The organism is Paraburkholderia sp. CNPSo 3274, from assembly GCF_024206475.1.
Taxonomy (GTDB): Bacteria; Pseudomonadota; Gammaproteobacteria; order Burkholderiales; family Burkholderiaceae; genus Paraburkholderia.
In genome coordinates this window covers 60,921-81,063 of sequence record NZ_JAMBPR010000042.1, presented here as the reverse complement: position 1 = coordinate 81,063, position 20,143 = coordinate 60,921, and the positions used below count along the sequence as shown (strand labels likewise).

At 65.2% G+C, this 20,143-nt stretch carries 20 protein-coding genes; 8 read left to right on the top strand and 12 right to left on the bottom strand.

The features are described 5' to 3' along the window. Positions 1 to 947, top strand: a 947-nt coding sequence (locus M3I54_RS26525) for an SGNH/GDSL hydrolase family protein (protein ID WP_254341407.1), incomplete at its 5' end; no start/stop codon positions are given. A gap of 53 nt (positions 948 to 1,000) precedes the next feature. On the opposite strand, the gene M3I54_RS26520 is transcribed toward M3I54_RS26525, so the two are convergent. After that, the gene (locus M3I54_RS26520; RefSeq protein ID WP_254341405.1) at positions 1,001 to 2,191 is read right to left on the bottom strand and encodes a citrate synthase family protein; all 1,191 of its coding nucleotides are present in this window, start codon (positions 2,189 to 2,191) and stop codon (positions 1,001 to 1,003) included. Positions 2,192 to 2,550: 359 nt separating this feature from the next. On the opposite strand from M3I54_RS26520, the gene M3I54_RS26515 reads away from it, so the two are divergent. Then, on the top strand, positions 2,551 to 3,432 hold the full coding sequence (locus M3I54_RS26515) for an MFS transporter (RefSeq protein ID WP_254341403.1): 882 nt from the start codon (positions 2,551 to 2,553) through the stop codon (positions 3,430 to 3,432). A gap of 174 nt (positions 3,433 to 3,606) precedes the next feature. Then, complete coding sequence (locus M3I54_RS26510) at positions 3,607 to 4,458, top strand: 2-hydroxyacid dehydrogenase (protein WP_254341401.1); 852 nt, start codon at positions 3,607 to 3,609, stop codon at positions 4,456 to 4,458. A 27-nt stretch (positions 4,459 to 4,485) separates the two neighbouring features. Here M3I54_RS26510 and M3I54_RS26505 read toward each other — a convergent pair whose 3' ends face one another. The 4 genes from M3I54_RS26505 to araD all read right to left on the bottom strand — a co-directional run bounded on the left by M3I54_RS26505 (position 4,486) and on the right by araD (position 9,536). After that, positions 4,486 to 5,556, bottom strand: a complete 1,071-nt coding sequence (locus tag M3I54_RS26505) for a LacI family DNA-binding transcriptional regulator (protein ID WP_254341399.1) — start codon at positions 5,554 to 5,556, stop codon at positions 4,486 to 4,488. A 55-nt stretch (positions 5,557 to 5,611) separates the two neighbouring features. After that, on the bottom strand, positions 5,612 to 6,895 hold the full coding sequence (locus tag M3I54_RS26500; RefSeq protein WP_302059142.1) for an MFS transporter: 1,284 nt from the start codon (positions 6,893 to 6,895) through the stop codon (positions 5,612 to 5,614). A 115-nt stretch (positions 6,896 to 7,010) separates the two neighbouring features. Next, complete coding sequence (locus M3I54_RS26495; protein ID WP_254341396.1) at positions 7,011 to 7,748, bottom strand: ribonuclease activity regulator RraA; 738 nt, start codon at positions 7,746 to 7,748, stop codon at positions 7,011 to 7,013. Positions 7,749 to 7,775: 27 nt separating this feature from the next. Then, complete coding sequence (gene araD / locus M3I54_RS26490) at positions 7,776 to 9,536, bottom strand: L-arabinonate dehydratase (RefSeq protein ID WP_254341388.1); 1,761 nt, start codon at positions 9,534 to 9,536, stop codon at positions 7,776 to 7,778. 195 nt (positions 9,537 to 9,731) lie between these two features. Here araD and M3I54_RS26485 point away from each other — a divergent pair, with 195 nt between their 5' ends. From M3I54_RS26485 to M3I54_RS26475, 3 genes are all read left to right on the top strand, one after another. After that, positions 9,732 to 10,028 (top strand): type II toxin-antitoxin system prevent-host-death family antitoxin, encoded by a 297-nt coding sequence (locus M3I54_RS26485; RefSeq protein WP_254341386.1) that lies wholly within the window; start codon positions 9,732 to 9,734, stop codon positions 10,026 to 10,028. Continuing rightward, positions 10,025 to 10,396, top strand: a complete 372-nt coding sequence (locus M3I54_RS26480) for a type II toxin-antitoxin system RelE/ParE family toxin (protein ID WP_254341384.1) — start codon at positions 10,025 to 10,027, stop codon at positions 10,394 to 10,396. Before M3I54_RS26485 ends, M3I54_RS26480 begins: the two co-directional genes overlap by 4 nt. Before the next feature lie 139 nt (positions 10,397 to 10,535). Further along, positions 10,536 to 11,198, top strand: coding sequence for a gamma-glutamylcyclotransferase (locus tag M3I54_RS26475; protein ID WP_254341382.1), 663 nt, complete (start codon positions 10,536 to 10,538; stop codon positions 11,196 to 11,198). Here M3I54_RS26475 and M3I54_RS26470 read toward each other — a convergent pair. Then, complete coding sequence (locus M3I54_RS26470) at positions 11,195 to 11,836, bottom strand: LysE family translocator (RefSeq protein WP_254341381.1); 642 nt, start codon at positions 11,834 to 11,836, stop codon at positions 11,195 to 11,197. The two genes, M3I54_RS26475 and M3I54_RS26470, sit on opposite strands and share 4 nt — an antisense overlap. A 115-nt stretch (positions 11,837 to 11,951) precedes the next feature. On the opposite strand from M3I54_RS26470, the gene M3I54_RS26465 reads away from it, so the two are divergent. After that, positions 11,952 to 12,428, top strand: coding sequence for an Lrp/AsnC family transcriptional regulator (locus tag M3I54_RS26465; RefSeq protein ID WP_254341419.1), 477 nt, complete (start codon positions 11,952 to 11,954; stop codon positions 12,426 to 12,428). 18 nt (positions 12,429 to 12,446) lie between these two features. Here the strand turns inward: M3I54_RS26465 and M3I54_RS26460 are convergent, their stop codons facing one another. Continuing rightward, positions 12,447 to 13,748 (bottom strand): aspartate aminotransferase family protein, encoded by a 1,302-nt coding sequence (locus M3I54_RS26460; protein ID WP_254341379.1) that lies wholly within the window; start codon positions 13,746 to 13,748, stop codon positions 12,447 to 12,449. Between the two features lie 77 nt (positions 13,749 to 13,825). On the opposite strand from M3I54_RS26460, the gene M3I54_RS26455 reads away from it, so the two are divergent. Next, positions 13,826 to 14,734, top strand: a complete 909-nt coding sequence (locus M3I54_RS26455) for a LysR family transcriptional regulator (protein WP_254341377.1) — start codon at positions 13,826 to 13,828, stop codon at positions 14,732 to 14,734. Between the two features lie 31 nt (positions 14,735 to 14,765). Here M3I54_RS26455 and M3I54_RS26450 read toward each other — a convergent pair whose 3' ends face one another. From M3I54_RS26450 to M3I54_RS26430, 5 genes are all read right to left on the bottom strand, one after another. After that, a complete protein-coding gene (locus M3I54_RS26450; RefSeq protein ID WP_254341374.1) occupies positions 14,766 to 15,764 on the bottom strand; it encodes an AraC family transcriptional regulator in 999 nt (332 codons plus the stop codon). 43 nt (positions 15,765 to 15,807) lie between these two features. Beyond that, on the bottom strand, positions 15,808 to 16,881 hold the full coding sequence (locus M3I54_RS26445) for a porin (protein WP_254341372.1): 1,074 nt from the start codon (positions 16,879 to 16,881) through the stop codon (positions 15,808 to 15,810). A gap of 112 nt (positions 16,882 to 16,993) precedes the next feature. Further along, positions 16,994 to 17,335 carry a c-type cytochrome gene (locus tag M3I54_RS26440; protein ID WP_254341370.1) on the bottom strand — a complete coding sequence of 114 codons (342 nt, stop codon included), beginning with the start codon at positions 17,333 to 17,335 and terminating at the stop codon, positions 16,994 to 16,996. 41 nt (positions 17,336 to 17,376) lie between these two features. Further along, positions 17,377 to 19,635 carry a xanthine dehydrogenase family protein molybdopterin-binding subunit gene (locus M3I54_RS26435; protein WP_254341367.1) on the bottom strand — a complete coding sequence of 753 codons (2,259 nt, stop codon included), beginning with the start codon at positions 19,633 to 19,635 and terminating at the stop codon, positions 17,377 to 17,379. Continuing rightward, positions 19,616 to 20,059, bottom strand: coding sequence for a (2Fe-2S)-binding protein (locus M3I54_RS26430; RefSeq protein WP_254341365.1), 444 nt, complete (start codon positions 20,057 to 20,059; stop codon positions 19,616 to 19,618). Before M3I54_RS26430 ends, M3I54_RS26435 begins: the two co-directional genes overlap by 20 nt. Positions 20,060 to 20,143 lie beyond the last annotated feature (84 nt).

Below are 20,143 nucleotides of genomic sequence, written 5' to 3'. Positions count from 1 at the left end.
GCGGAGGAGGCGGCGGCTCGAGCAGCGGCACCAGCACGCCGGCGGGCGGCGTCAAGCTGCAGGTCGTGTCGTTCGGCGACAGCCTTTCCGATGTCGGAACCTTCGCGCCGCTTGCGGGCGCCGTGGGCGGCGGGCGGTTCACGACCAACCCCGGTCAGGTCTGGTCGCAGGATGTCGCGCAATATTATGGGGACAGCCTGAGCGCCGCGTACACCGTCGGTCTCGATCACAAGCTGAGCGCGCAAGGCGGCTTCGGCTACGCGGAGGGCGGCTCGACGGTCGCCACGCCGGCCAATCAGTACGACTTCCTCTCGGACGTGATCGGCAACATCGAAATGCCGGTCAATCAGCAGGTTTCGAGCTATATCTCCGCTCACGGCAGCTTCAACTCCGGCCAGCTCGTGCTGGTCTGGGCAGGCGCGAACGACGTGCTGCGCGCCGGCAACCCGCCAACGGCCAATGCGGTCGTGCAGACTGCCGCCACGACGCTCGCACAAATCGTCGGGCAGATCGTGCAGGCGGGCGCCACGCATGTCGTGGTGATCAACGTGCCGAACATCGGTCTCTCGCCCAAGGGAATCACCTCAGCCGACGGCGGCGCGAACCTGACCCAGCTATCGCAGTTCTTCAACTCGACATTGAACGGCGCGTTGCAGACGGATGGCCTGCAAGGCAAGGTCATCGAAGTCGATTCATACACCTGGATCACGCAGCTCGTCGCGAACTTCCAGGCGAGCGGATTTACCGTGTCCAACACGGCCCAGGCGTGCGACCCTTCGAAAACGCCGGACAACACCTCGCTGCTCTGCTCGCCCGCCACCTACGTCGCGGCCAACGCCGACCAGACCTATATGTTCGCCGACGACCTTCACCCGACCACGCACACGCATTCGCTGTTCGCGCAGTACGTCGAGCAGCAGATCGCCGCGAGCGGGCTGGGTCATTGAGTGCTGGATTCAAGCGGCCGCGCCGGGCATGGACGCGACCGCTTGTGTAGTCGTCAATACTCCTGATGATTCCCGGCGCCTCGCGTGGCACCCGCGCCAACAGGTCCGATATAGTTGGCCCGCGGCCGCAGCAGGGTGCCGCTGGTCATCTGCTCGATGGCGTGCGCCATCCAGCCCACGCTGCGCCCAATGGCGAATAGCGCGAACACAGCGTCTTCCGGCAAGCGGCAATCGCTGGCAAGCGCGGTGAGCGCGATGTCGATCGTCGGCGCGAGACCGCGCGATACGCGAACGTACTCGATCAGCGCGCGCACCTCGTCCGGCACATCGAACGCCGCGAGCAGGTCCGCCACGCGCGGGTCGCCTTGCGGGTACAACTCGTGACCGAAACCGGGCAGCGGCCCGTTCGCCTTCAGCCAGCGCTCGACCGCCGCAGCCACACCCATCTCGCGCACATGACCGAGCAGCGCCTGCACGCGCAGTGCGGCGTCTCCGTGCAAGGGCCCAGCGAACGCGGCGAGGCCCGCCAGCATGCACGAGCCGAGCGACGCACCTGTCGATGCAGCCACGCGTGCCGCAAACGCCGATGTCGTCAGCTCCTGGTCCGCAAGCAACGCGAGCGCGCGCCGCATCAAGTCCGCCTGCGCTTCGCACCGCCAAGCACGCGCAAGACGCGAATGCAGCGCGCCGCTTTCGCCGAAGCGGCCAATATCGCCTGGCCCGACGAAGGCGCTCGCGAAGCGGTCCACGAGGCGGGCCGCTTCCTCGTTCAACCGTGCAACGTCGAGCGCGCCGCTCGAACACGGTTGCGCCGCGGCTAGCGCGATCGACGCATACACCCGCGCGCGCGGCGGCGCGCCCTCGGGTACGCTCACGTCGTCGTGGAAGGTGGGAAAGACCGGCGCAACGCCCGCTTCCCATAGACATCGAGCCACCTCTTCGAGCGTCGCCCGGCTCGCGAGTTCGATCGCATCGTGACCGCGGTAGTAAAGCCGCCCCCGTGCGATCGTGGAAATGCGCGTGTTGATGATGGGCTCGCCCCACGCCATCGTGCTCGCCGCGATGCTCTTGTGGGCGCGGCCGAGTTCGCGCTTCTTTCTGAGCGCCGCGATATCCGACCCGCGGTACAGCTTGCGGCTTGCATGCTCCGGATCCCAGCGGACTTCGATACGCCCGCGGCTCACATACGCATACAAGGTCTGCTTGCGCACGCCCAGCGCGTGGCAGGCCTCCTCCTGTGTCATCCAGATTTCCACTAGTTTTCCACGAATTTTTCAGGTTGATTGTCTTAATCAAGGTTGACGCGTACTGGCAGGGTGCGTCAAATACAGTCAATCTGCCCCGGGCATGGAGACGATGCTTGCGGGTACGGATCGATAATGATACCCGCGGCATCGAGCGCGGGACTGGAGACATCGATGTCAACGCAGAGGACCGCCGGCTTTGCCGCCACCGAAGTCACGGGTGCCACCCGCGTCACCCGCACGCGATTCACGATTCTGGCGGCTATCCTGCTGCTCGCGACGGTCGCCTACGCAGACCGCGCAATCCTCTCGATTGCCGGGCCCGGCATAGCAAAAGAATTCGGGCTCAACCATATTCAATGTTTGCGTCCGCATCGTATTTCGCCGTGGCGATCTTCTCGCCTTTCGCGGGCTGGCTCACCGGCAAGTTCGGCTGGCCCGCGCCGTTCTTCGCGCTCGGCCTGATCGGCATTGCCAGCGCCGGAATCTGGATGCTCGTGATGCACGAGCCGCGCAAGCACCCGCGTGTCTCGCCCGCCGAACTCGAGCGCCTCGTGGCGGGCGGCGCGATGGTCGACATCGACTCGAAGCTCGAGCGTCTGTCGCGCCCGGCCGTGTCCGGCAAGGCGCTGCGTATGCTGCTGGGCAACCGCATGCTCTGGTGCTCGTACATCGGCCAGTATTGCGCCATCGCACTGAGCTATTTTTTCATCACGTGGTTTCCGATCTACCTCGTGCAGGCGCGCGGCATGAACGTCATGCAGGCCGGCCTCGCGACGATGCTGCCCGCTATCGCGGGCTTTCTCGGCGGCATTGCGGGCGGCGCGATTTCGGACTCGCTGATCCGGCACGGCTGGAGCGTTTCGTGGGCGCGCAAAACGCCGTATATCGTCGGCATGGCCGTGGGCTGCTGCATCGTGTTCTCGGCGTTCACCGAGAGCAACACCGCGATCGTCCTGCTGATGACGCTCGCCTTCTTCGGCAAAGGCGCCGCGGCCGGCGCGGGCACCTGGGCCATTGCGTGCGATACCGCGCCGCGCGAAGCCGTGGGCCTTGCCGGCGCGATTTTCAACTGCATCGGCAATATTGGCGGTATCGTCACGCCTATCGTGTTCGGCTATATCGTGCAGGCCACGGGCGGCTATAAGGCAGGTCTTTATTTTGTCGCGGCACACTGTGTGGTCGCGGCGCTCGTCTATCTCGTGTTCATGGGCCGCATCGAGCGAGTGAAAGTCAGCTGAGCACGCGAGCCCACGCATCGAACGAAGCAAGGAAGCATCGATTCATCATGGCAAAACCCATCATTCTCAATGCAGCCGAATTGCCGGAACGCACCCAGGCAGAACTCGCATCGCTCTTCACGATGCTCGATCTGCCGAAGGCGCCGGACGAAGCCGCTGCGTTCCTCGCGCGGCATGGGCGCGTCCATTCGCGGCATTGCGCTGCGCAAGACGAAGATCGACGCGGCGTTTCTCGACGCCCTGCCAGCGCTGGAAATCATTGCGAGCTACAGCGCCGGACTCGACAACCTCGACGTGAAAAGCGCGCAGGCGCGCGGCATCCGCATCGAGAATGCATCGCACGTGCTGGCCGAGGATGTCGCGAACACCGCTATTGGCCTCGCGCTCGCGCTCACGCGCGATCTCGTGCGGGCGGACGCGTACGTGCGCTCCGGCAAGTGGCCCGAGCACGGCGCGCTGCCGCTCGGCCGCTCGGTCTCGCGCATGAAGGTCGGCGTTGTCGGGCTTGGCATGATCGGCGCGGCCATCGCGAAGCGGCTGAAGGCGTTCGGCTCGCAAATCGCGTATTACGGCCCGAACCGCAAAAGCGTCGATCTGCCGTACTACGACGATGTCACGCGTCTCGCGGCCGATAGCGACATGCTGATCCTCACCTGCCCGCTTACGCCGCAAACGCATCATCTGGTGAATGCGGCCGTGATTGACGCACTCGGGCCGCAAGGCTTTCTCATCAACATTGCGCGCGGCCCCGTGGTGGATGAACAAGCGCTGATCGCGGCGCTCGGTGAGCAACGGCTCGCAGGCGCGGCGCTCGACGTGTTCGAGCACGAGCCATACGTGCCGCAAGCGCTGATCGACAACCCGCGCGTCGTGCTCACGCCGCATATTGGTTCGGCGACCGAAGAAACGCGCACGGGCATGGCGGACAACGTGGTCGATATGCTGGCGGCCCACTTTGGCATTGCGAGTCCGCGCAGTGCGCCTGTGCAAACACAGGAAATCACGCAGGCCGCTGCAGCAGCCTGAGTTGGCGTGAGCCTTACTGGGTCAGACTCAAGCCGATTCGCGCGCCACGATCGTGAACCCCACGTCGAGCGCGCGAGGCTCGCTCACGCTGGTTTCGCCGCCCAGGCGGTCGAGCAGAAAACGCGCGGCGTTCACGCCGATGCGAGTGCCCTCCACGCGCACCGTCGTTAGCTGCGGTGTGGTTTCGGTCGCGAACTCCAGATCGCCGAAGCCGCAAATTGCCAGTTGCGAGGGCACCTGCACGTCCATCTGGCGCGCAGCGCCAAGCGCGCCGATGGCGAGCAGATCCGAGCCGCAGAACACGGCGTCGATATCCGGCGCGCGTGCGAGCAAGGGCGGCAGCGCGCGCTTGCCGTGCGCGACCGAACTGGGCGGCGCGACCAGTTCTTCGGGCACGTCCTCGATGCCTGCCTGCGCGAGCCGTTCTCGAAAGCCCGCGCGCCGCGCGAGCGCGCGCGCATCGTTGGCGGAGATGAGCGCGGGACGGCGGGCGCCACGCGCGAGCAAATGCGCGGCCACCGCGGCGCCGATCCGGTAGTGAGAAAAGCCCACCAGCATGTCGATCGGCGTATCGGTCATGTCCCACGTTTCGACCACCGGAATGCCGACGTTCTTCAAGCGCTCGCGCAACGAATCGGTATGCGCGACTCCCGTGAGCAGCACGCCTTCGGGGCGGCGGCTCAATACCGTATCGAGCAGGCTCTCTTCGTTCGACGCGCTATAGCCGCTCAACGCGAGCAGCACCTCGTAACCCGCGCGCGACATGGTCTCGCTGAACACCTGGATGGTTTCCGAAAACAGCGAGTGCGAAACAGTCGGCACGATAGCCGCGATGAGCCGCGAGCGCGCCGACGACAAACCGCCTGCCAGCCGGTTCGGCACGTAGCCCAGCTTCTGCACGACCTGACGCACGCGCTCGAGCGTTTCCGGCGCAACCGACTCCGGGTTGTTGAACACGCGCGAAACCGTGATGGGCGAGACGCCCGCTTGCGCGGCGACGTCGGTGATGCGCAGGCCCTTGGGGCCGCCGCGCGTGCGCTTCGTGCGCACGGTGGCGTCCGCGTGTTCGATGCTCGGAGCGGGTTTGATGGTCGACATGAACTTGAACGGATGTGGGCAATGCGCGGCTATTGTAGCGAAACCGCCTCGCCGGCTAGCGTGCGTTGTTCGGCAGGGGCGTGCCGTCGACGATTTGCGGCGTGCGAACGCCACGGCGCAGGATCATGGCGGTCACGATCGCGAAGATCACCATGCACACCGCAGGCACGAGCATGGGCATGCGCGTGCTGCCCGTTGCCTGCTTCACGAACGGCACGAGGTTTTGCGCAATGAAGCCGCCGATATTGCCGAGCGAATTGATCGCCGCGATGCCCGCCGCGGCACGCGCGCCGTAGAGGAATTTGGGCGGCAGCGTCCAGAAGCACGGAATCAGCAGATACATGCACGGCGCACCAAGACACAACGCGGCGAAGCGCAGCGCGTGGCCCGGCAGAAAAACCGACGAAACGAAGAACACCATGCCGAGCAGCGACGACACCAGCATCGCGACGATCGCGTGATTGCTGGCGCGCAGCCGCGAAGGCAGCGTGGCGAGCACGATCGTCGCCAGCAGCCAGGGCATGATGTTGAGCAGCCCGTTCGTGGTATTGGTCACGCCAAAGCCTTTTACGAGCGTAGGCAGCCAATAGCTCACGCCGTACACGGAGATCGACAGCATCATGTAGTAGAACGCCATGCCGAGCACGCGCGGCTCCGTGAACACGCTGAGCACCGAGCCGTGGCGCGCCTGGCTGCGCGCGGCCGAGTTCTCGGTCGAGAGCGTGTGCGTAAGCCAGCGCTTCTCGCCTCCCGAGAGGAACGTCGCCTGCTGCGGCGCCTTCGGCAACAGGAACAGCACGACAATCGTCAGCAGTACCGATGGAATGCCGGTGACCACGAACACGAGCTGCCAGCCTTGCAGGCCGAACAGTCCGCCCTTGTCGAGCAGCCAGCCGCAGATCGGCGCGCCGATCATGTTGCCAAGGCTGCTGCCCACCGTGAAGTAACCGAGCATGCGCACGCGGTGGCGCTGCGGGAACCACAGCGTGAGGTAATAGATCACGCCGGGATAGAGCCCGGCTTCCGATGCGCCCAGCAAAAAGCGCAGGATGTAGAACATCGTGGCGTTGCGCGTGAAGGCGAGCAGAATCGTGACCACGCCCCACGTGAACATGATGCGCGCCATCCAGCGCGGCGCACCGTACTTGTGGAGCAGCACATTGCTCGGCACCTCGAACACCAGATAGCCGATGAAGAACAGCGAAGCGCCAAGCCCGTAAGCGACTTCGGAAAGCCCCAGGCTGCCGAGCATCTGCAACTTCGCGAAGGCGATGTTGGAGCGGTCGATATACGCGACCAGGTAGAGCACGCCGAGCAGCGGCATTAGCCGCCAGCCCATGCGGTTGATCAGACGCGGCTCGTCGATCGCTGCGGTGGCATCGTTCACGTTGTCTCCTGAGCCCGCGTCGCGCGCGGGCCTCTGTTTATCAGTATCGTCCTGCGTGCTGCGTGAGTTATTTTGCCTGCTGAGCGCACCATGCGCGATACGCCGCCAGCGTTTCCTCGTTGGGCGGATACGTGCCGCGCAGTGCAAGTCCCGACTCGATACGCTCGGTGATGAACGCTTCGAGCCGCTCCTGCTCGGTGGCGTCGCGCGCCACTTCGTCGGCCATTTCGTACGGCACGATCACGACGCCGTCGGCATCGCCCACGACGATATCGCCCGGATAAACGGGCACACCGCCGCATGCGATCGGCACGTTCAGGTCCACGGCGTGATGCTTTGCAAGATTGAGCGGCGCGCTCGCGCCCGCGCACCAGATACGCAGGCCAAGCGCCGCGATCGTGCCGCTGTCGCGCACGGGGCCGTCCGAAACCATGCCCGCCACGCCGCGCTTCGCGAGGCGCAACGCGAGAATCGAGCCCACCGAAGCCACCGTGCGGTCGCCACGGCAGTCCTGCACGAGCACGCTGCCCACGGGCGCGGTTTCCACGGCCTTGCGCTGCGGGTGGTCCGGATTCTGGAACACGCCCACGTGGTCGAGGTCCTCGCGCGCCGGAATATTGCGCAGCGTGAACGCAGGGCCGACGAGATTCGGCGTGCCCGGCTCAGGCTTCACGAGCGGCGCCACGCCCTGCAGAAACACATTGCGCAAGCCGCGCTTGAAGAGTTGGGTCGTGAGCGTGGCGGTGCTGACGTGACGCAGTTGTTCGAGCGCGGCTTCGCTGACTGGCGGGTTCGCTGCGGTCATGATCGGTGATGTCTTCAATGATGGGGATTAGTGAATTTCCGGTTCGGCGCCGTGGGCTTCGCACGGCGTGGCGGCCGGCGTTTCGAGGAAATCGAAATCGCAGCCCTTGTTCGCCTGCGTCACGTGCAATTGATGCATCACGCCGAAGCCGCGCTCGAACGGCCGCTTCGGCGGCGTCCATACCGCTTTGCGCGCGGCGAGTTCGGCGTCACTCACATGCAGATGCAGGCGGCGCGCCTCGACGTCGAGTTCGATGACGTCGCCGTCTTTCACGAACGCGAGCGGGCCGCCCACGAACGATTCGGGCGCGACGTGCAGCACGCACGCGCCGTAGCTCGTGCCGCTCATGCGCGCGTCGGAAATGCGCAGCATGTCGCGCACGCCAAGCTTGAGCAGTTTCTGCGGAATCGGCAGTTGGCCCCATTCGGGCATGCCCGGTGCGCCTACCGGGCCGGCGTGTTGCAACACGATCACGGAGTCGGCGCTCACATCGAGATCGTCGCTGTCAATGCGCGCCGCCATGTCGTTGTAGTCCTTGAACACCACTGCGGGGCCGCGATGCCTGAGCAAATGCGACTCCATCGCCGCGGGCTTGATGACCGCGCCGTCAGGCGCGAGATTGCCCGTGAGCACGGCGAGTCCATCGCGCGCGACGAGCGGATTGCTGCGTGTACGGATCACGTCATCATTGAAGATCTCCGCGCCCGCGATGTTCTCGCCGAGCGTCTTGCCGTTCACGGTCATCTGCGTGCCGTCGATCAGGTCGCCCAATTCCACCAGCAGCGCACGCAGGCCGCCCGCGTAATAGAAGTCCTCCATCAAATACTGGCCTGCGGGGCGGATATTGCCGAGCACCGGCGTCACGCGCGCGAGTTCGTCGAAGCGCGCCGTGGTCAGATCGATGCCCGCGCGGCGCGCCACCGCAACGAGGTGCACGATCGCGTTGGTCGAACCCGACATCGCGAGCACCGTGGTCACGGCGTTGTCGAAGGCCTTCGCGGTGAGGAAGTCCGAGGGCTTCTGGTCGGTCCACACCATCTCGACGATGCGCTGCCCCGTGAGCGACGCATACTGAGCGTGACGCGAATCCGCGGCGGGAATCGACGAGAAGCCGGGCAGCGTGAGGCCGAGCGCTTCGGTCGCGCTCGTCATCGTGGAAGCCGTGCCCATCGTCATGCAGTGGCCGGGCGAGCGCGCAATGCCGCTCTCGATGCCCTTCCACTCGTCTTCGGTGATCTTGCCCGCGCGCAACTCCGCCCAGTATTTCCACGTGTCCGAGCCGCTGCCGAGCGTGCGGCCGTTCCAGTTGCCGCGCAACATCGGCCCGGCGGGCAGATAGATCGCGGGCAGATTCATGCTGATTGCGCCCATCAGGAGACCCGGCGTGGTCTTGTCGCAACCGCCCATCAATACGCAGCCGTCGAACGGATAGGACTTGAGCAGTTCCTCCGTCTCCATCGCGAGAAAGTTGCGGTAGAGCATGGTGGTGGGCTTCTGGAACGGCTCGGCCAGCGTCATGACCGGCATTTCGACCGGAAAGCCGCCCGCCTGCCAGATGCCGCGCTTCACTTCCTCCACGCGTTGCTTGAAGTGGGTGTGGCACGAGTTGATCTCGCTCCACGTGTTCACGACGGCGATGACGGGCTTGCCCATGTAATCGGACGAGTGATAGCCCATCTGCGCGGTGCGCGATCGGTGGCCGAACGAGCGCAGGTCGTTGACGCCGTACCAGCGGTAGCTGCGCAGGTCTTCGGGCTTCTTGCGGACTTGGGACAAGATGCTCTCCATGATAACGCTACCATTTCGACGGATAAAAAAGCCCGTCGAATGCCGGCGGATGGGATTGCGCCGCCGGTGACGAGATGGGATGAATGGTAGCGTTATCATCGACGGTGCGATCCTGGGGGAAGTACGGAGCGCGGCTTGACCACACATCCTTCGATGTGTATGTTTTCGTTAACGAATTTTGTAAAGGAGACGTTCATGTCCATTCGTGCTCAAGACGTCGTCCCGATCAGCGAAGCACGCGCGCGGCTCACCGAACTGGCAGAAGACGTGGTCGCCGGTGCCGAAAAGGTCCTGACGAAGAATGGTGCAGCGTTCGTCGCGCTCGTCGATGCGAAAAAGCTCGACTTCTATCACGCCCTCGAGGCCGAGTACGGGCGGCTGATCATGATCGACGACGCCGAGAAGGGACTCAAGGACGCGCTCGCCGGGCGCACACAGTCTCTGGAGGACATGCGGGAGTCGATGCGACGTCGCGCTGAGCCGCGCAAATGATCCGGGTCGATTTTGCCGAAACGTTCGCAGAGCGCCTCGAAGCAATCAGTGAATTCATGCTGGAGCAGGACTCGTCGTCGGCTCCGCAGCGAATGGATGACCTTTGGGAGCAGATTTTTCGCTTCCGCGATCTCGTGATGGTTCATCCGCAACTCGGCCGTCCAGCCGGGTTCCTTGCCGCGCAAACCATTGAGGGGCAGACGCGCTTCGACAAGCTGAAGCGTCTGGCAATCGAAGCTGGCGTCCCCGATTTCCGTGAATATGTGCTGCGTTCATACGTGATCCTGTATGCCGACTCCGAAACGCGCGCAATCGTCCTCTCGATTCGACACCAGCGCGAGCTTGGCTACGCACCGCTGAGCGATTGATGGCGCTCGAATCCCTGTGGGACCAGCACCACCCCGATTGTCGTCCCCAGTTGAACGCAGCATCGCGTTCCAGCCACTTTATCCACGCACGCGCGGACCGCATACTTCGTCACATAGCTTCCACGAACCCGTCAACGCCATGCTAAACAGAGACGCCATTCGCTCCGGTGCGTTTCTCGAGAGTTTCAGCCATCTCCCGCCGGAAATTCTCTGGACGCAAGCCCAGATCGCCCAGTCGCTCGCCGAAACGATGGCGAAGCGTCCCGCTGGCGACGAGGTCTGGGTGTTCGGCTACGGTTCGCTCATGTGGAATCCGCTCTCGCGCTTCGACCAGCGCGCGAGCGCCACGCTGCACGGCTGGCGCCGGAGCTTTTGCATTCGCCTTTTCGGCGGGCGCGGCACGCCGCAGCGCCCCGGCCGCATGCTCGCGCTGGAGCGGGGCGGCGATACGCAAGGCGTGGTGCTGCGGCTCAATGCCGCCACGCTCGACGAAGAGCTTCACATTCTCTGGACGCGCGAGATGCTGACGGGCGCCTACACGCCCGCCTGGACCACCGTGACGCTCGCCACGGGCGAAAAGCGGCACGCCCTCGCCTTCGTGGCAAACACCTGCCCGCGGCAATACGAGGCTGATTCGAGCCCCGCGACGGTCGCCCGCCAGATTGCCCAGGCGCATGGACCGCTCGGCAGCAACGCGGAATACGTGTTCCAGCTCAGGCAGGCGCTCGCGGACTGCGCGTTGACCGACGCCTACATCGAAGAAATAGCGCAAGCCCTCGAACGTTTCGAAACGACGTCTTAAGCGAGCCGCGCGAGACCCGTGATCATTTGAACGACGCCAAACGCGGCTATCGCCACGGCGGAAAAAATGGAGATGCCCCGCGCGAACGCGAGCGGCAGCTTCGTACGCAACGCGGACGTCACACCGCTCAGGAACAACCACCACACGGCCGAACCCGCGAACACGCCCGTCACCATGGGCGCCACCGAAAGCCATCCCGGCGCGCCCCGCTCGCCTGGCATGGCCGGCAAGGGCCCGAGCGCCGCAAACGCGGCGATGAACGAAAAAATGGTCAGGGGGTTCGAGAGCGTCAACGCAAACGTCGTGAGGAAATCCCGCGTGACAGGGCTGCGCTGGGTCTCCTGTACGGCGGCCGGCGCGGCGGGCGACTCGCGTGCGATGGTCCATGCCATCCACACCAGAAATGCGCCCCCCGCCGCCTTCAACACCACCGTCAGCATTGGCAGCGCCGCCACGATACCGGCCACGCCGAGCGCGCCGAGCAAACCATAAAAGGCATCCGCGCACGCAGCGCCAATGCCCGTTGCGAAGCCGGAGCAAAAACCCCGGCTCAGGCTGCGCTGGATGCACAGCATGCCGATGGCCCCGACCGGCGCCGCGATGCAAAACCCCATTGCCACGGCTTTGACGAACAGCATGTCCCTTCTCCCCGCAATTCATGTTCTATAGGGGACTATCGTAGACGGCGAAGATTATCCGCAGAAGTCGAGATTTAAGGGAAAATTGGCATTTCACCTTAAAGATTTCGCCATGATGGACGATCTGGACTGGAAAATACTGGCGCTGCTGCAGGAAAACGGCCGCATGACCTACACCGAGGTTGCGCGCCAGGTGCATCTCTCCGTGCCGGCGGTCACGGAGCGCGTGAGACGTCTCGAAGAAGCCGGCGTGATCGAAGGCTACTCGGCGCGCGTGAACCCGGCCGCCGCCGGCTATCCAATCTCGGCCCTGATCGGCATTACGGTGCCCCAATCCGCGAAAGCGAAGTTTCTGAAGCTGCTCGGCGCGATTGCCGAGGTGCTCGAATGCCATCACGTGACTGGCGCGGACTCCTATGTCATTCGCCTCGTTGCGACGAGCGTGGCCGATCTGGAGCGCCTGATCCAGCGCATCAACCTCTACGGCGAGACGCGCACGTCCATCGTCATGTCCACGCCGCTCGCCGCGCGTGCGCTCGCGCGGCCCCAAGTCAGCCCGGTCGGCCCGGCCGGGTCGCGCAGCAAGGCCTAGCCGCGACGACCCGGGTCCTCAAAGCGAACGCTCGATCGCCTGCCCCAGCAGTTCCACGCCGAGATCGATCTCCTGCTCGCTCACGGTCAGCGGCGGCGCGATGCGGAACACGCCGCCCATGCCCGGCAACTGCACGATGTTCATGCTGAGCCCGAGCTTCATGCACTCGCGCGTGATTTTCGCGGCAAGGCCGTCGGCGGGCTCCTTCGTGCGGCGGTCCTTGACGATCTCGAGACCGAGCAGCAGCCCGCGCCCCCGAATGTCGCCGATGCATTCGAAGCGCTCCATCAGGTCCAGCAGAGCGCGCCGCAAGCGCTCGCCCATGATGTTTGCGCGCGCAACGAGTCCGTCGCGCTCCACCACGTCCAGCACCCTCAGGCCGACCGCAGCAGGAAGCGGATCGGACACATGCGTCGTGTAGAACAGAAAGCCCCGTTCGTGCGCGGCTTCTTCGATCTGCGCGGAAGTGACCACGGCCGCGAGCGGCAAGCCGGCGCCGAGCGTTTTCGAGAGCGTGAGAATGTCGGGCGTCACACCGTCGTGCTCGCACGCGAACATCATCCCGGTGCGCCCAACGCCCGTTTGCGCCTCATCGAGAATCAGCAGCATGTCGCGCGCTTCGCATTTGCGCTTGAGCGCCGCCATATAGCCGGGCGGCAGTTCGATGATGCCGCCCGAGCTCAGGATCGGCTCCGCGATGAAGGCCGCGAGATTGCCGCTGGACTGGCGATCGATGAGATCGAACGCGTAATCGAGTTCCGCGAGGTAATCGTATTGCCCGTTGCGCTCGAAGCGCGGCCGGTACGTGAACGGCGCGGGAATCGCGTACGAGCCCACTGCTGCGGGACCCACGCCCTTGCGCCCTGCGCTATAGGTGGCCGAAGCCGCGCCGCCCGTCATGCCGTGCCACGACTGCGCAAAGCCCACGATTTCGAATTTGCCCGTGACGAGCTTCGCCATGCGGATGGCGGCCTCGTTCGACTCCGCGCCGGTGCTCAGCAGCAGCGCCCGGTCGAGCCCGTCGGGCGTGACGTCGGCGAGGCGCGTGGCCAGTTCGACCACGGGCCGCGAGAGCATGCCGCTGAACAGGTGGTCCAGCTTGCCCGCGTATTCGTTGATGACCGAGACAATCTCGGGGTGGCTGTGCCCGAGCACCGCGCTCATCTGCCCCGACGTGAAGTCGAGAATCGGGCGGTCGTCCGCGTCGTAGACGAAGCTGCCCTGAGCGCGCTCGATGATCATCGGCTCGAACGTGCCGCCATAGCGGATCAGGTGCTGCCTCGCGTTGCGCCAAAACTGTTCGTCGTCGTTCCTGGACACGGGCTTCTCCTCATCGGGCAGCGGGTTTTCCTTGCAGTCTAGTCGGCGCTCTGGTTTTATAGAATCGAATAGTTCTTATGCAAGCTAGAAAAGAGGCTAATATCGTGAGCCGTCCACTGGAAATCGATCTGCTGCGTTCGTTCGCGGTGATTGCCGAGGTGCGCTCGCTAAGCCGTGCGGCCGAACGCGTTGGCCGCACCCAGTCGGCGCTGAGCCAGCAGATCAAGCGGCTCGAGGAGATCGTCGATCAGCCGCTGTTTCAGCGCACCGGCCGCGGCGTCGCGCTGACTAACCCCGGCGAGCGCCTGCTGGTGCACGCCCAGCGCATTCTGCGCCTGCACGACGAGGCCATGGCCGACCTTTGCGGCACAGGCTTATCTGGCACCCTGCGCTTCGGCTGCCCGGACGACTATGCCGCCGTGTTCCTCCCCGCCTTGCTACGCCGGTTTTCGGGCCAGCATCCGAATGCGCTCGTGGAAGTCGTGTGCGTTCCCACGCCGCGCCTTCTCGAACAGCTCGACAAGCGTGCGGTCGATCTCGCCATGGTGTCGCTGCCTTTGACCGCCACTGGATCTGCGAACGCAAGCGGTCCGCACGACGAGATCATTCGCCGCGAGCAACTGGTCTGGATCGGCTCTCCCGAACTCGACTCCGCCCATTTCGATCCGTTGCCGCTCGCGCTCTCCGATCCGGACACGCTCGACCACATTGCGGCCTGCGAAGCGCTGGAGCGCGCGGGCAGAGCCTACCGCGTCGCGTATGCGAGCAGCAGCCTGGCGGGTCTCACCGCGCTCGTGCGTTCGGGCCAGGCCTTCGCCGTCATGACGCAAACGGCCGTTCCGGCGGATCTGACGATTCTCAATGGCGACCCCGCGCTGCCGCCCTTGCCGGCCGTGGGCATCACGATCAAGTTCGGGCGCAAGCGGCCGTCGCTCCTCACGGCGGCGTTTGCCGAGCACATACGGCTCACGCTGCCGCTGTTGTGAGCGCACCGCCACGAGCAGGGGAAGCCGCGCCTCACAGCGTGTGCGGCGGCCCTTCGCCCTCGCGCGCACCCGCGGCAAGCGCCATGTCGTACGGATCGCGCACGCTGCGCGCGTACTGCTTGGGCGCCATGCCCGCCCAGCGCCGGAACGCGCGAATGAATGCCTTCTCTGACGCGTAGCCCACGCTCATGGCGATCTCGATGAGCCGGCGCCGCGAATCGCGCAGCGCACCGCTCGCGATATACATGCGATACGACGTGAGATGCCCGATAGGCGTTTCCTCGACCAGCTCGACAAACCGCGCGCTGAACCGCGAGCGCGACATACCGGCAATCGCCGCCAGCGACTCGACGGTCCAGTCCTGGTCCGGGTGCCGGTGCAGTTGCGCGATGGCGCGGCCGACCTGCGGGTCCATGAGTCCGCGCAACCAGCCCGTGTGGCTGACGGCCGAGGCGAGATGCGCGCGCAGCAACTGCACGAACAGCACGTCGGCGAGGCGCGCGGCCGCAACGGCCCAGCCCGGCTGGCAGGCCATCGATTCGCGGATGAAGGCCATGAGCGTGTCCGCGAGCCACGGGCCAACCGCGGCGTCGTTCGCACGCACATGAATGAGAGGCGGCAGCACCGAGAACAGCGGATTGCGCACCGCCTCGCGGTAGAACACGATGCCGGTGTAGAGATCGCACACTGCGCCGCCGCGGCCCGACTCGATGCGCAAAGGGGTGTCGAAGCTCGGGCGAATGCCTGCGCGCGCAGCGAGATCGTCGAAGGGGACGGGCGCAACGTCGGGCGCGGAAGCCAGCACGTGTTCGTGGCCGTGCGGCAGCAGCACGAAATCACCGGGCTCGACGCAAAGCGGCTCCATGCCCTGCACGATCACATAAAACGGCGCGCCGCGGCCCGTGCGGAACATCACGCCCTCGATCGCCGGCTTGCGAAACGCCCATGATGCCGCGAGCGAAAAGTGCCCCGTTACCACGGCGTCGGCACGCAGATCCGCCAATGCGGCGCTCAACAGGTCCGTCGCCATTGTCCCCTCCGAATGTGTGGCGCTGCGCGGCGTGCGCGCCGCGTCAGAAGCGTTGCTGAATACCCATCATCGCGCCGAACTGGTTCGCGCCCGTCTGCACCGTGCCGGCGGCGGCTACCGCGTTCGCGGCGAGCGCGCTGTTCAGCATGTATCCAAGCGATGCATAAAGCGTCGTGCGCTTCGAAACGAAATAGTTCGCGCGGCCGACGAACAGTGTCGAATTCGATTGATCGCGCAGAATATAGCGCAGCCCCTGGAAGTCCAGTGAAAAGGTCGGCGTCACGTAGTAGTCTGCGCCCAGAAAGAAGAGATCGGATTGCATATGCTCCGCCGCGGCCGTGTTGCGGCGGATCCAGCCGCCGCCCACCTTGGCCGAGCCGAACTTCACGTAGCCGTCCACAATCACGCGCTTGTCCGTATCCGCGCTGCTCACGAGCGGCGCCGAGGCGCCTGGGCCGCCGTACATCACGTCGTACGACGCGGCGGCGCCACCCCATGCGTTGTCATAGGCGAGCATCATCGTGTACTGGCGGCAGGCCACGGCGTCGCCGGCGAGCTGGCCGCCGCAGTTCGTCGCCGATGGGCCCGCGGGACCCGCTGCGTCGCGCCCGAAGCTGTATGTCCCGCCGATCGTCACGCCGTGGAATTTGCCGAGATAGCCCACGGCATTGTCGCTGCGCGCGTTCGGCAGATAGCTGTCGAAGCTCGCCATCGAATGGATCGACGGGCCGATCACGTCAGCGTTGAACAGCACATACATCGACATGTTCATCTGGCGGCCCAGCGTGAGCGTGCCGTAGTCGCTGCTCACGCCCACGTTCGCCTGGCGGCCGAACAGGCGCCCGCCGTAATTGAGCGCGCCGCTATTGGGCGCGAAGCCGCTTTCGAGCACGAAGAAGGCCCGGTAGCCGCCGCCCAGGTCCTCCTGGCCGCGCAGACCGAAGCGCGACGGCACCTCGCCCGTAAGCGAGGGCATGCCGACGAACGAGCCGCCCTTCGCGGTATTGTTGTAGTACTCGATGCCCGTATCCACGATGCCATAGAGCGTCACGCTGCTCTGCCCCCACGCGAGCGCAGAAGCGAATGCGAACGATGCTGCCACGATTGCCTTTTTCATCACGATCTCCAACCCTTTATTTCGTCATACTTATTTATTTGAATGGACACCGGACCTTTCAACGCGGCCCGGCTTCAGCATCAGCTTCGCGCGACCAGCACGGTCTGCGCGCTCATTCGCTCTTGCTGCCAGCGAGGATCCATTGCGCGACGATCTGCGCATCGCCCGCGCTGATCGCGTTGGGCGGCATGGGTATGGAGCCCCAGTTGCCCGAACTGCCGTTCTGGATATGCGCGACGAGCGCGCTCGCCGCGCCCGGCTTGCCCGCGTAGCGCGCGGCCACGTCGCGGTATGCGGGGCCGACGAGCTTCTTGTCCACGGCGTGACAGCCGAAGCAGGCATGCTGTGTGGCGATCTGGCGTGCACGCGCGATATCCACGGCGGGCTCGGCAAACGCGCTCTGGGCGAGCACGGCAACCGCGAGCGGCGCGATGAAATGAGGAAGACGAATCATGGATTAAAGCCTTTTTGTGGGGATGAAACAGGGATTCGATTTCAGGCTAGCGGCTGCTCGAGCGGCATGGTGCGCAGGCGTGCGCCCGTCGCTTCGAAAAGCGCGGCGGCCACGGCGGGCGCGACAGGCGGCAGCGCCACTTCGCCGCAGCCTTGCGGCGCACGGTCGCTCTCCACGATCTCGACCTCGATCTTCGGCATCTGCGAGAGATACAGGAGCGGATAGTCGGCGAAGTTCTCCTGGACCACCGCGCCGTCCTTGAACGTGATTTCGCTCTTGAACGTGTTGGTGAGCGCGAAGCCGATGCCGCCCTCGACCATCTCGCGGATCAGCGTGGGATTGATGGCCTGCCCGCAATCGACGCCGCACACCACGCGTTCGAGTTTCGCGTGGCCTTCCACCATGCGCAGCTCGACGATGGTGGCGACGTAGGTCGTGAACGCGCCGCCGCGGCCCGTATAGAGGCAGTACGCGAGGCCGCGGTACACGCCCGCTGCCGGCCTGCGCGTCCAGTTCGCCCGCGCCGCTGTGCGATCGAGCACGCGCAGCGCAAGCGGATCGTCACGCAGCAGCGTGCGGCGGTAGTCGAGCGGGTCGATGCGCGCCGCGTGTGCGAGTTCGTTGATGAAGCTCTCGAGAAAAAAGACGCTGGACGTGCTGCCCACGCTGCGCATGAAGCTCACGGGAATGTGCTGATCGACGCTCACCGAATCGACGAGCAGATCCGGCACCGAGTAGCCGAGGTCGTAAAGGCCGTCGAGCATGGTTTCGTCCCAGCCGCCCGCCTTTTCGAAGTAGTCGCGCTTGATCGACCAGTAGAGCGATTGCCCCACCACACGCAGATGCATGGCGCTCGGGTAGCCATCGGGACCGAGCACCGCGCGCATGCGCGCCGAAACGCCGGGCCGGTAGAAACCGTGGCGGATATCGTCCTCGCGCGAACGGATCACCTTGACCGGCCGGCCCACCGCCTTCGAGGCGACAGCCGCATGGATCACGAAGTCGGGCACGTACTTGCGCCCGAAGCTGCCGCCGATGAACGTTGTGTTCACAATCACCTTCTCCGACGGCACCTTGAAGATGGCGGAGAGCGCCCAGCGCACCTTGTCCTGCCCCTGGATCGGACCCCACACTTCGATGTCGTGCTCGCGCACGTGCACCGTGGCGTTCACGGGCTCCATGGTGGCGTGAACGATATAGGGCGTGTGGTAATCGGCTTCGATCAGCCGGCCGGCTGCCGGCGCGCCGTGAGCGCTGTGTGCGCCGTGTGCGCGGTTTGAGTTATGCGCGGCTTCGAACCGCGCGCTCGCGTCGCCAATGCGCGTCGCCACTACCGCTTGCTCCGACATCAGCGCGGCCTGGCGCTCAGCGAGTATCGTCGCGCTGTCTGCGGGCGGGGCGCCATCTTCCCACTGCACGTCGAGCGCGTCGCAAGCCTTTTTGGCCTGCCAGTACGTATTGGCCACGACGATCACGGCGTCTTTCGCCTGCACCACTTCGACCACACCAGCCAGCGCGCGCACCGTATCGCGGTTGCGCACGGCGCGAGGTGTGCCGTTGAGCGTGGGTGCCATTTTCACCGCACCGATCAGCATGCCGGGCACCTGCACGTCGATGCCGAATATCGCGCTGCCGTTCACCTTGGCCGGCGCGTCGAGCTTGTGCAACGGCTGACCAATGAGCGTGCGCGCCGACTCGGCCTTCAGGCGCGGCTGCGGATTCAGCGGCAGTTTCGCGGCGTCCGCAAGCAGTTCGCCGTAGCCGATCGAGCGCCCCGTTTGCAGATGGATCACACGACCGGTCTTCGTCGCACACTGCGTGGGCCGTACGCCCAGACGCCGCGCTCCCGCCGCGAGAAACACCTCGCGCGCCTGCGCGCCTGCCATGCGCAGACGCTGCGTGAACATCGTGACCGACATCGAGGCGCCCACGAACTGCTGCGGATGCTCGTTTGCCGCCGCGATGCGATACGCGTCGCGCCCCGTCACGAACTGCACGCTCACGCGCCGCCAGTCGGCGTCCATTTCGTCGGCCAGCACCTGCGGCAAGCCGGTGTAGACGCCCTGCCCCACTTCGGCCTGCGAGAGCCCGATGATCGTCCGGCCGTCCGGATCGACACGCACCCAGTCGTTGATCTCGCGAAAGCGCGTCCCGTCCTCCGCTGCGCTCACCTGCTCGCTGAACGCGAGCGGCAGCACGAGGCTGCCCGCAAACGCGAGACCGGTCTTGAGGAAGTCGCGGCGGCTTTCGCGGTGCGCGTCGCCCGCGCCTTGCGTGCGCTCAGGAATTCGCTGCGACATGAATAGCCTCGCGAATTCGGTGATAGGTCGCGCAGCGGCACAGGTTCGTCACGCCCTGGTCGATCTGCGCCTCGGTGGGATGCGGATGCTGCTTGAGCAGCGCGGCAACGGCCATCACCATGCCGGACTGGCAATAGCCGCATTGCGGCACATCCTTCGCGATCCAGGCCTGTTGCACCGGATGCGAGGTTTCTGGCGCAAGGCCCTCGATGGTCGTGATACGGCGGCCCGCTACCGCCGAGACAGGCAGTACGCACGAGCGCGTCGCCTCGCCTTCGAGGTGCACGGTGCAGGCCCCGCATGCGCCGATGCCGCAGCCGTACTTGGTGCCCGTCAGTCCTGCTGACTCGCGGATCACCCAAAGCAGGGGCGTATCCGGATCGCCTTCGAACTCGAAGAGCCGGTCGTTCAGTGTGAATTGCATGCGCTGTCTCCCAAGATTCGCCGCCTTTTTGCCGCGTGAAATGCGGTTGGCGATGAGTGGAATTCTTGGCGCGCCTAAAATACC

Bases quoted from the DNA above. Each gene is read 5' to 3' on its own strand.
- M3I54_RS26485 (WP_254341386.1), top strand. From the start codon at position 9,732: ATGTCCATTCGTGCTCAAGACGTCGTCCCGATCAGCGAAGCACGCGCG.
- M3I54_RS26515 (WP_254341403.1), top strand. From the start codon at position 2,551: ATGTTTGCGTCCGCATCGTATTTCGCCGTGGCGATCTTCTCGCCTTTC.
- M3I54_RS26475 (WP_254341382.1), top strand. From the start codon at position 10,536: ATGCTAAACAGAGACGCCATTCGCTCCGGTGCGTTTCTCGAGAGTTTC.
- M3I54_RS26445 (WP_254341372.1), bottom strand. From the start codon at position 16,881: ATGAAAAAGGCAATCGTGGCAGCATCGTTCGCATTCGCTTCTGCGCTC.
- M3I54_RS26480 (WP_254341384.1), top strand. From the start codon at position 10,025: ATGATCCGGGTCGATTTTGCCGAAACGTTCGCAGAGCGCCTCGAAGCA.
- araD (WP_254341388.1), bottom strand. From the start codon at position 9,536: ATGGAGAGCATCTTGTCCCAAGTCCGCAAGAAGCCCGAAGACCTGCGC.
- M3I54_RS26520 (WP_254341405.1), bottom strand. From the start codon at position 2,191: ATGACACAGGAGGAGGCCTGCCACGCGCTGGGCGTGCGCAAGCAGACC.
- M3I54_RS26510 (WP_254341401.1), top strand. From the start codon at position 3,607: ATGGGCGCGTCCATTCGCGGCATTGCGCTGCGCAAGACGAAGATCGAC.
- M3I54_RS26470 (WP_254341381.1), bottom strand. From the start codon at position 11,836: ATGCTGTTCGTCAAAGCCGTGGCAATGGGGTTTTGCATCGCGGCGCCG.
- M3I54_RS26500 (WP_302059142.1), bottom strand. From the start codon at position 6,895: ATGGGCTGGCGGCTAATGCCGCTGCTCGGCGTGCTCTACCTGGTCGCG.
- M3I54_RS26450 (WP_254341374.1), bottom strand. From the start codon at position 15,764: ATGGCGACGGACCTGTTGAGCGCCGCATTGGCGGATCTGCGTGCCGAC.
- M3I54_RS26505 (WP_254341399.1), bottom strand. From the start codon at position 5,556: ATGTCGACCATCAAACCCGCTCCGAGCATCGAACACGCGGACGCCACC.
- M3I54_RS26430 (WP_254341365.1), bottom strand. From the start codon at position 20,059: ATGCAATTCACACTGAACGACCGGCTCTTCGAGTTCGAAGGCGATCCG.
- M3I54_RS26435 (WP_254341367.1), bottom strand. From the start codon at position 19,635: ATGTCGCAGCGAATTCCTGAGCGCACGCAAGGCGCGGGCGACGCGCAC.
- M3I54_RS26495 (WP_254341396.1), bottom strand. From the start codon at position 7,748: ATGACCGCAGCGAACCCGCCAGTCAGCGAAGCCGCGCTCGAACAACTG.
- M3I54_RS26465 (WP_254341419.1), top strand. From the start codon at position 11,952: ATGGACGATCTGGACTGGAAAATACTGGCGCTGCTGCAGGAAAACGGC.
- M3I54_RS26455 (WP_254341377.1), top strand. From the start codon at position 13,826: ATGCAAGCTAGAAAAGAGGCTAATATCGTGAGCCGTCCACTGGAAATC.
- M3I54_RS26440 (WP_254341370.1), bottom strand. From the start codon at position 17,335: ATGATTCGTCTTCCTCATTTCATCGCGCCGCTCGCGGTTGCCGTGCTC.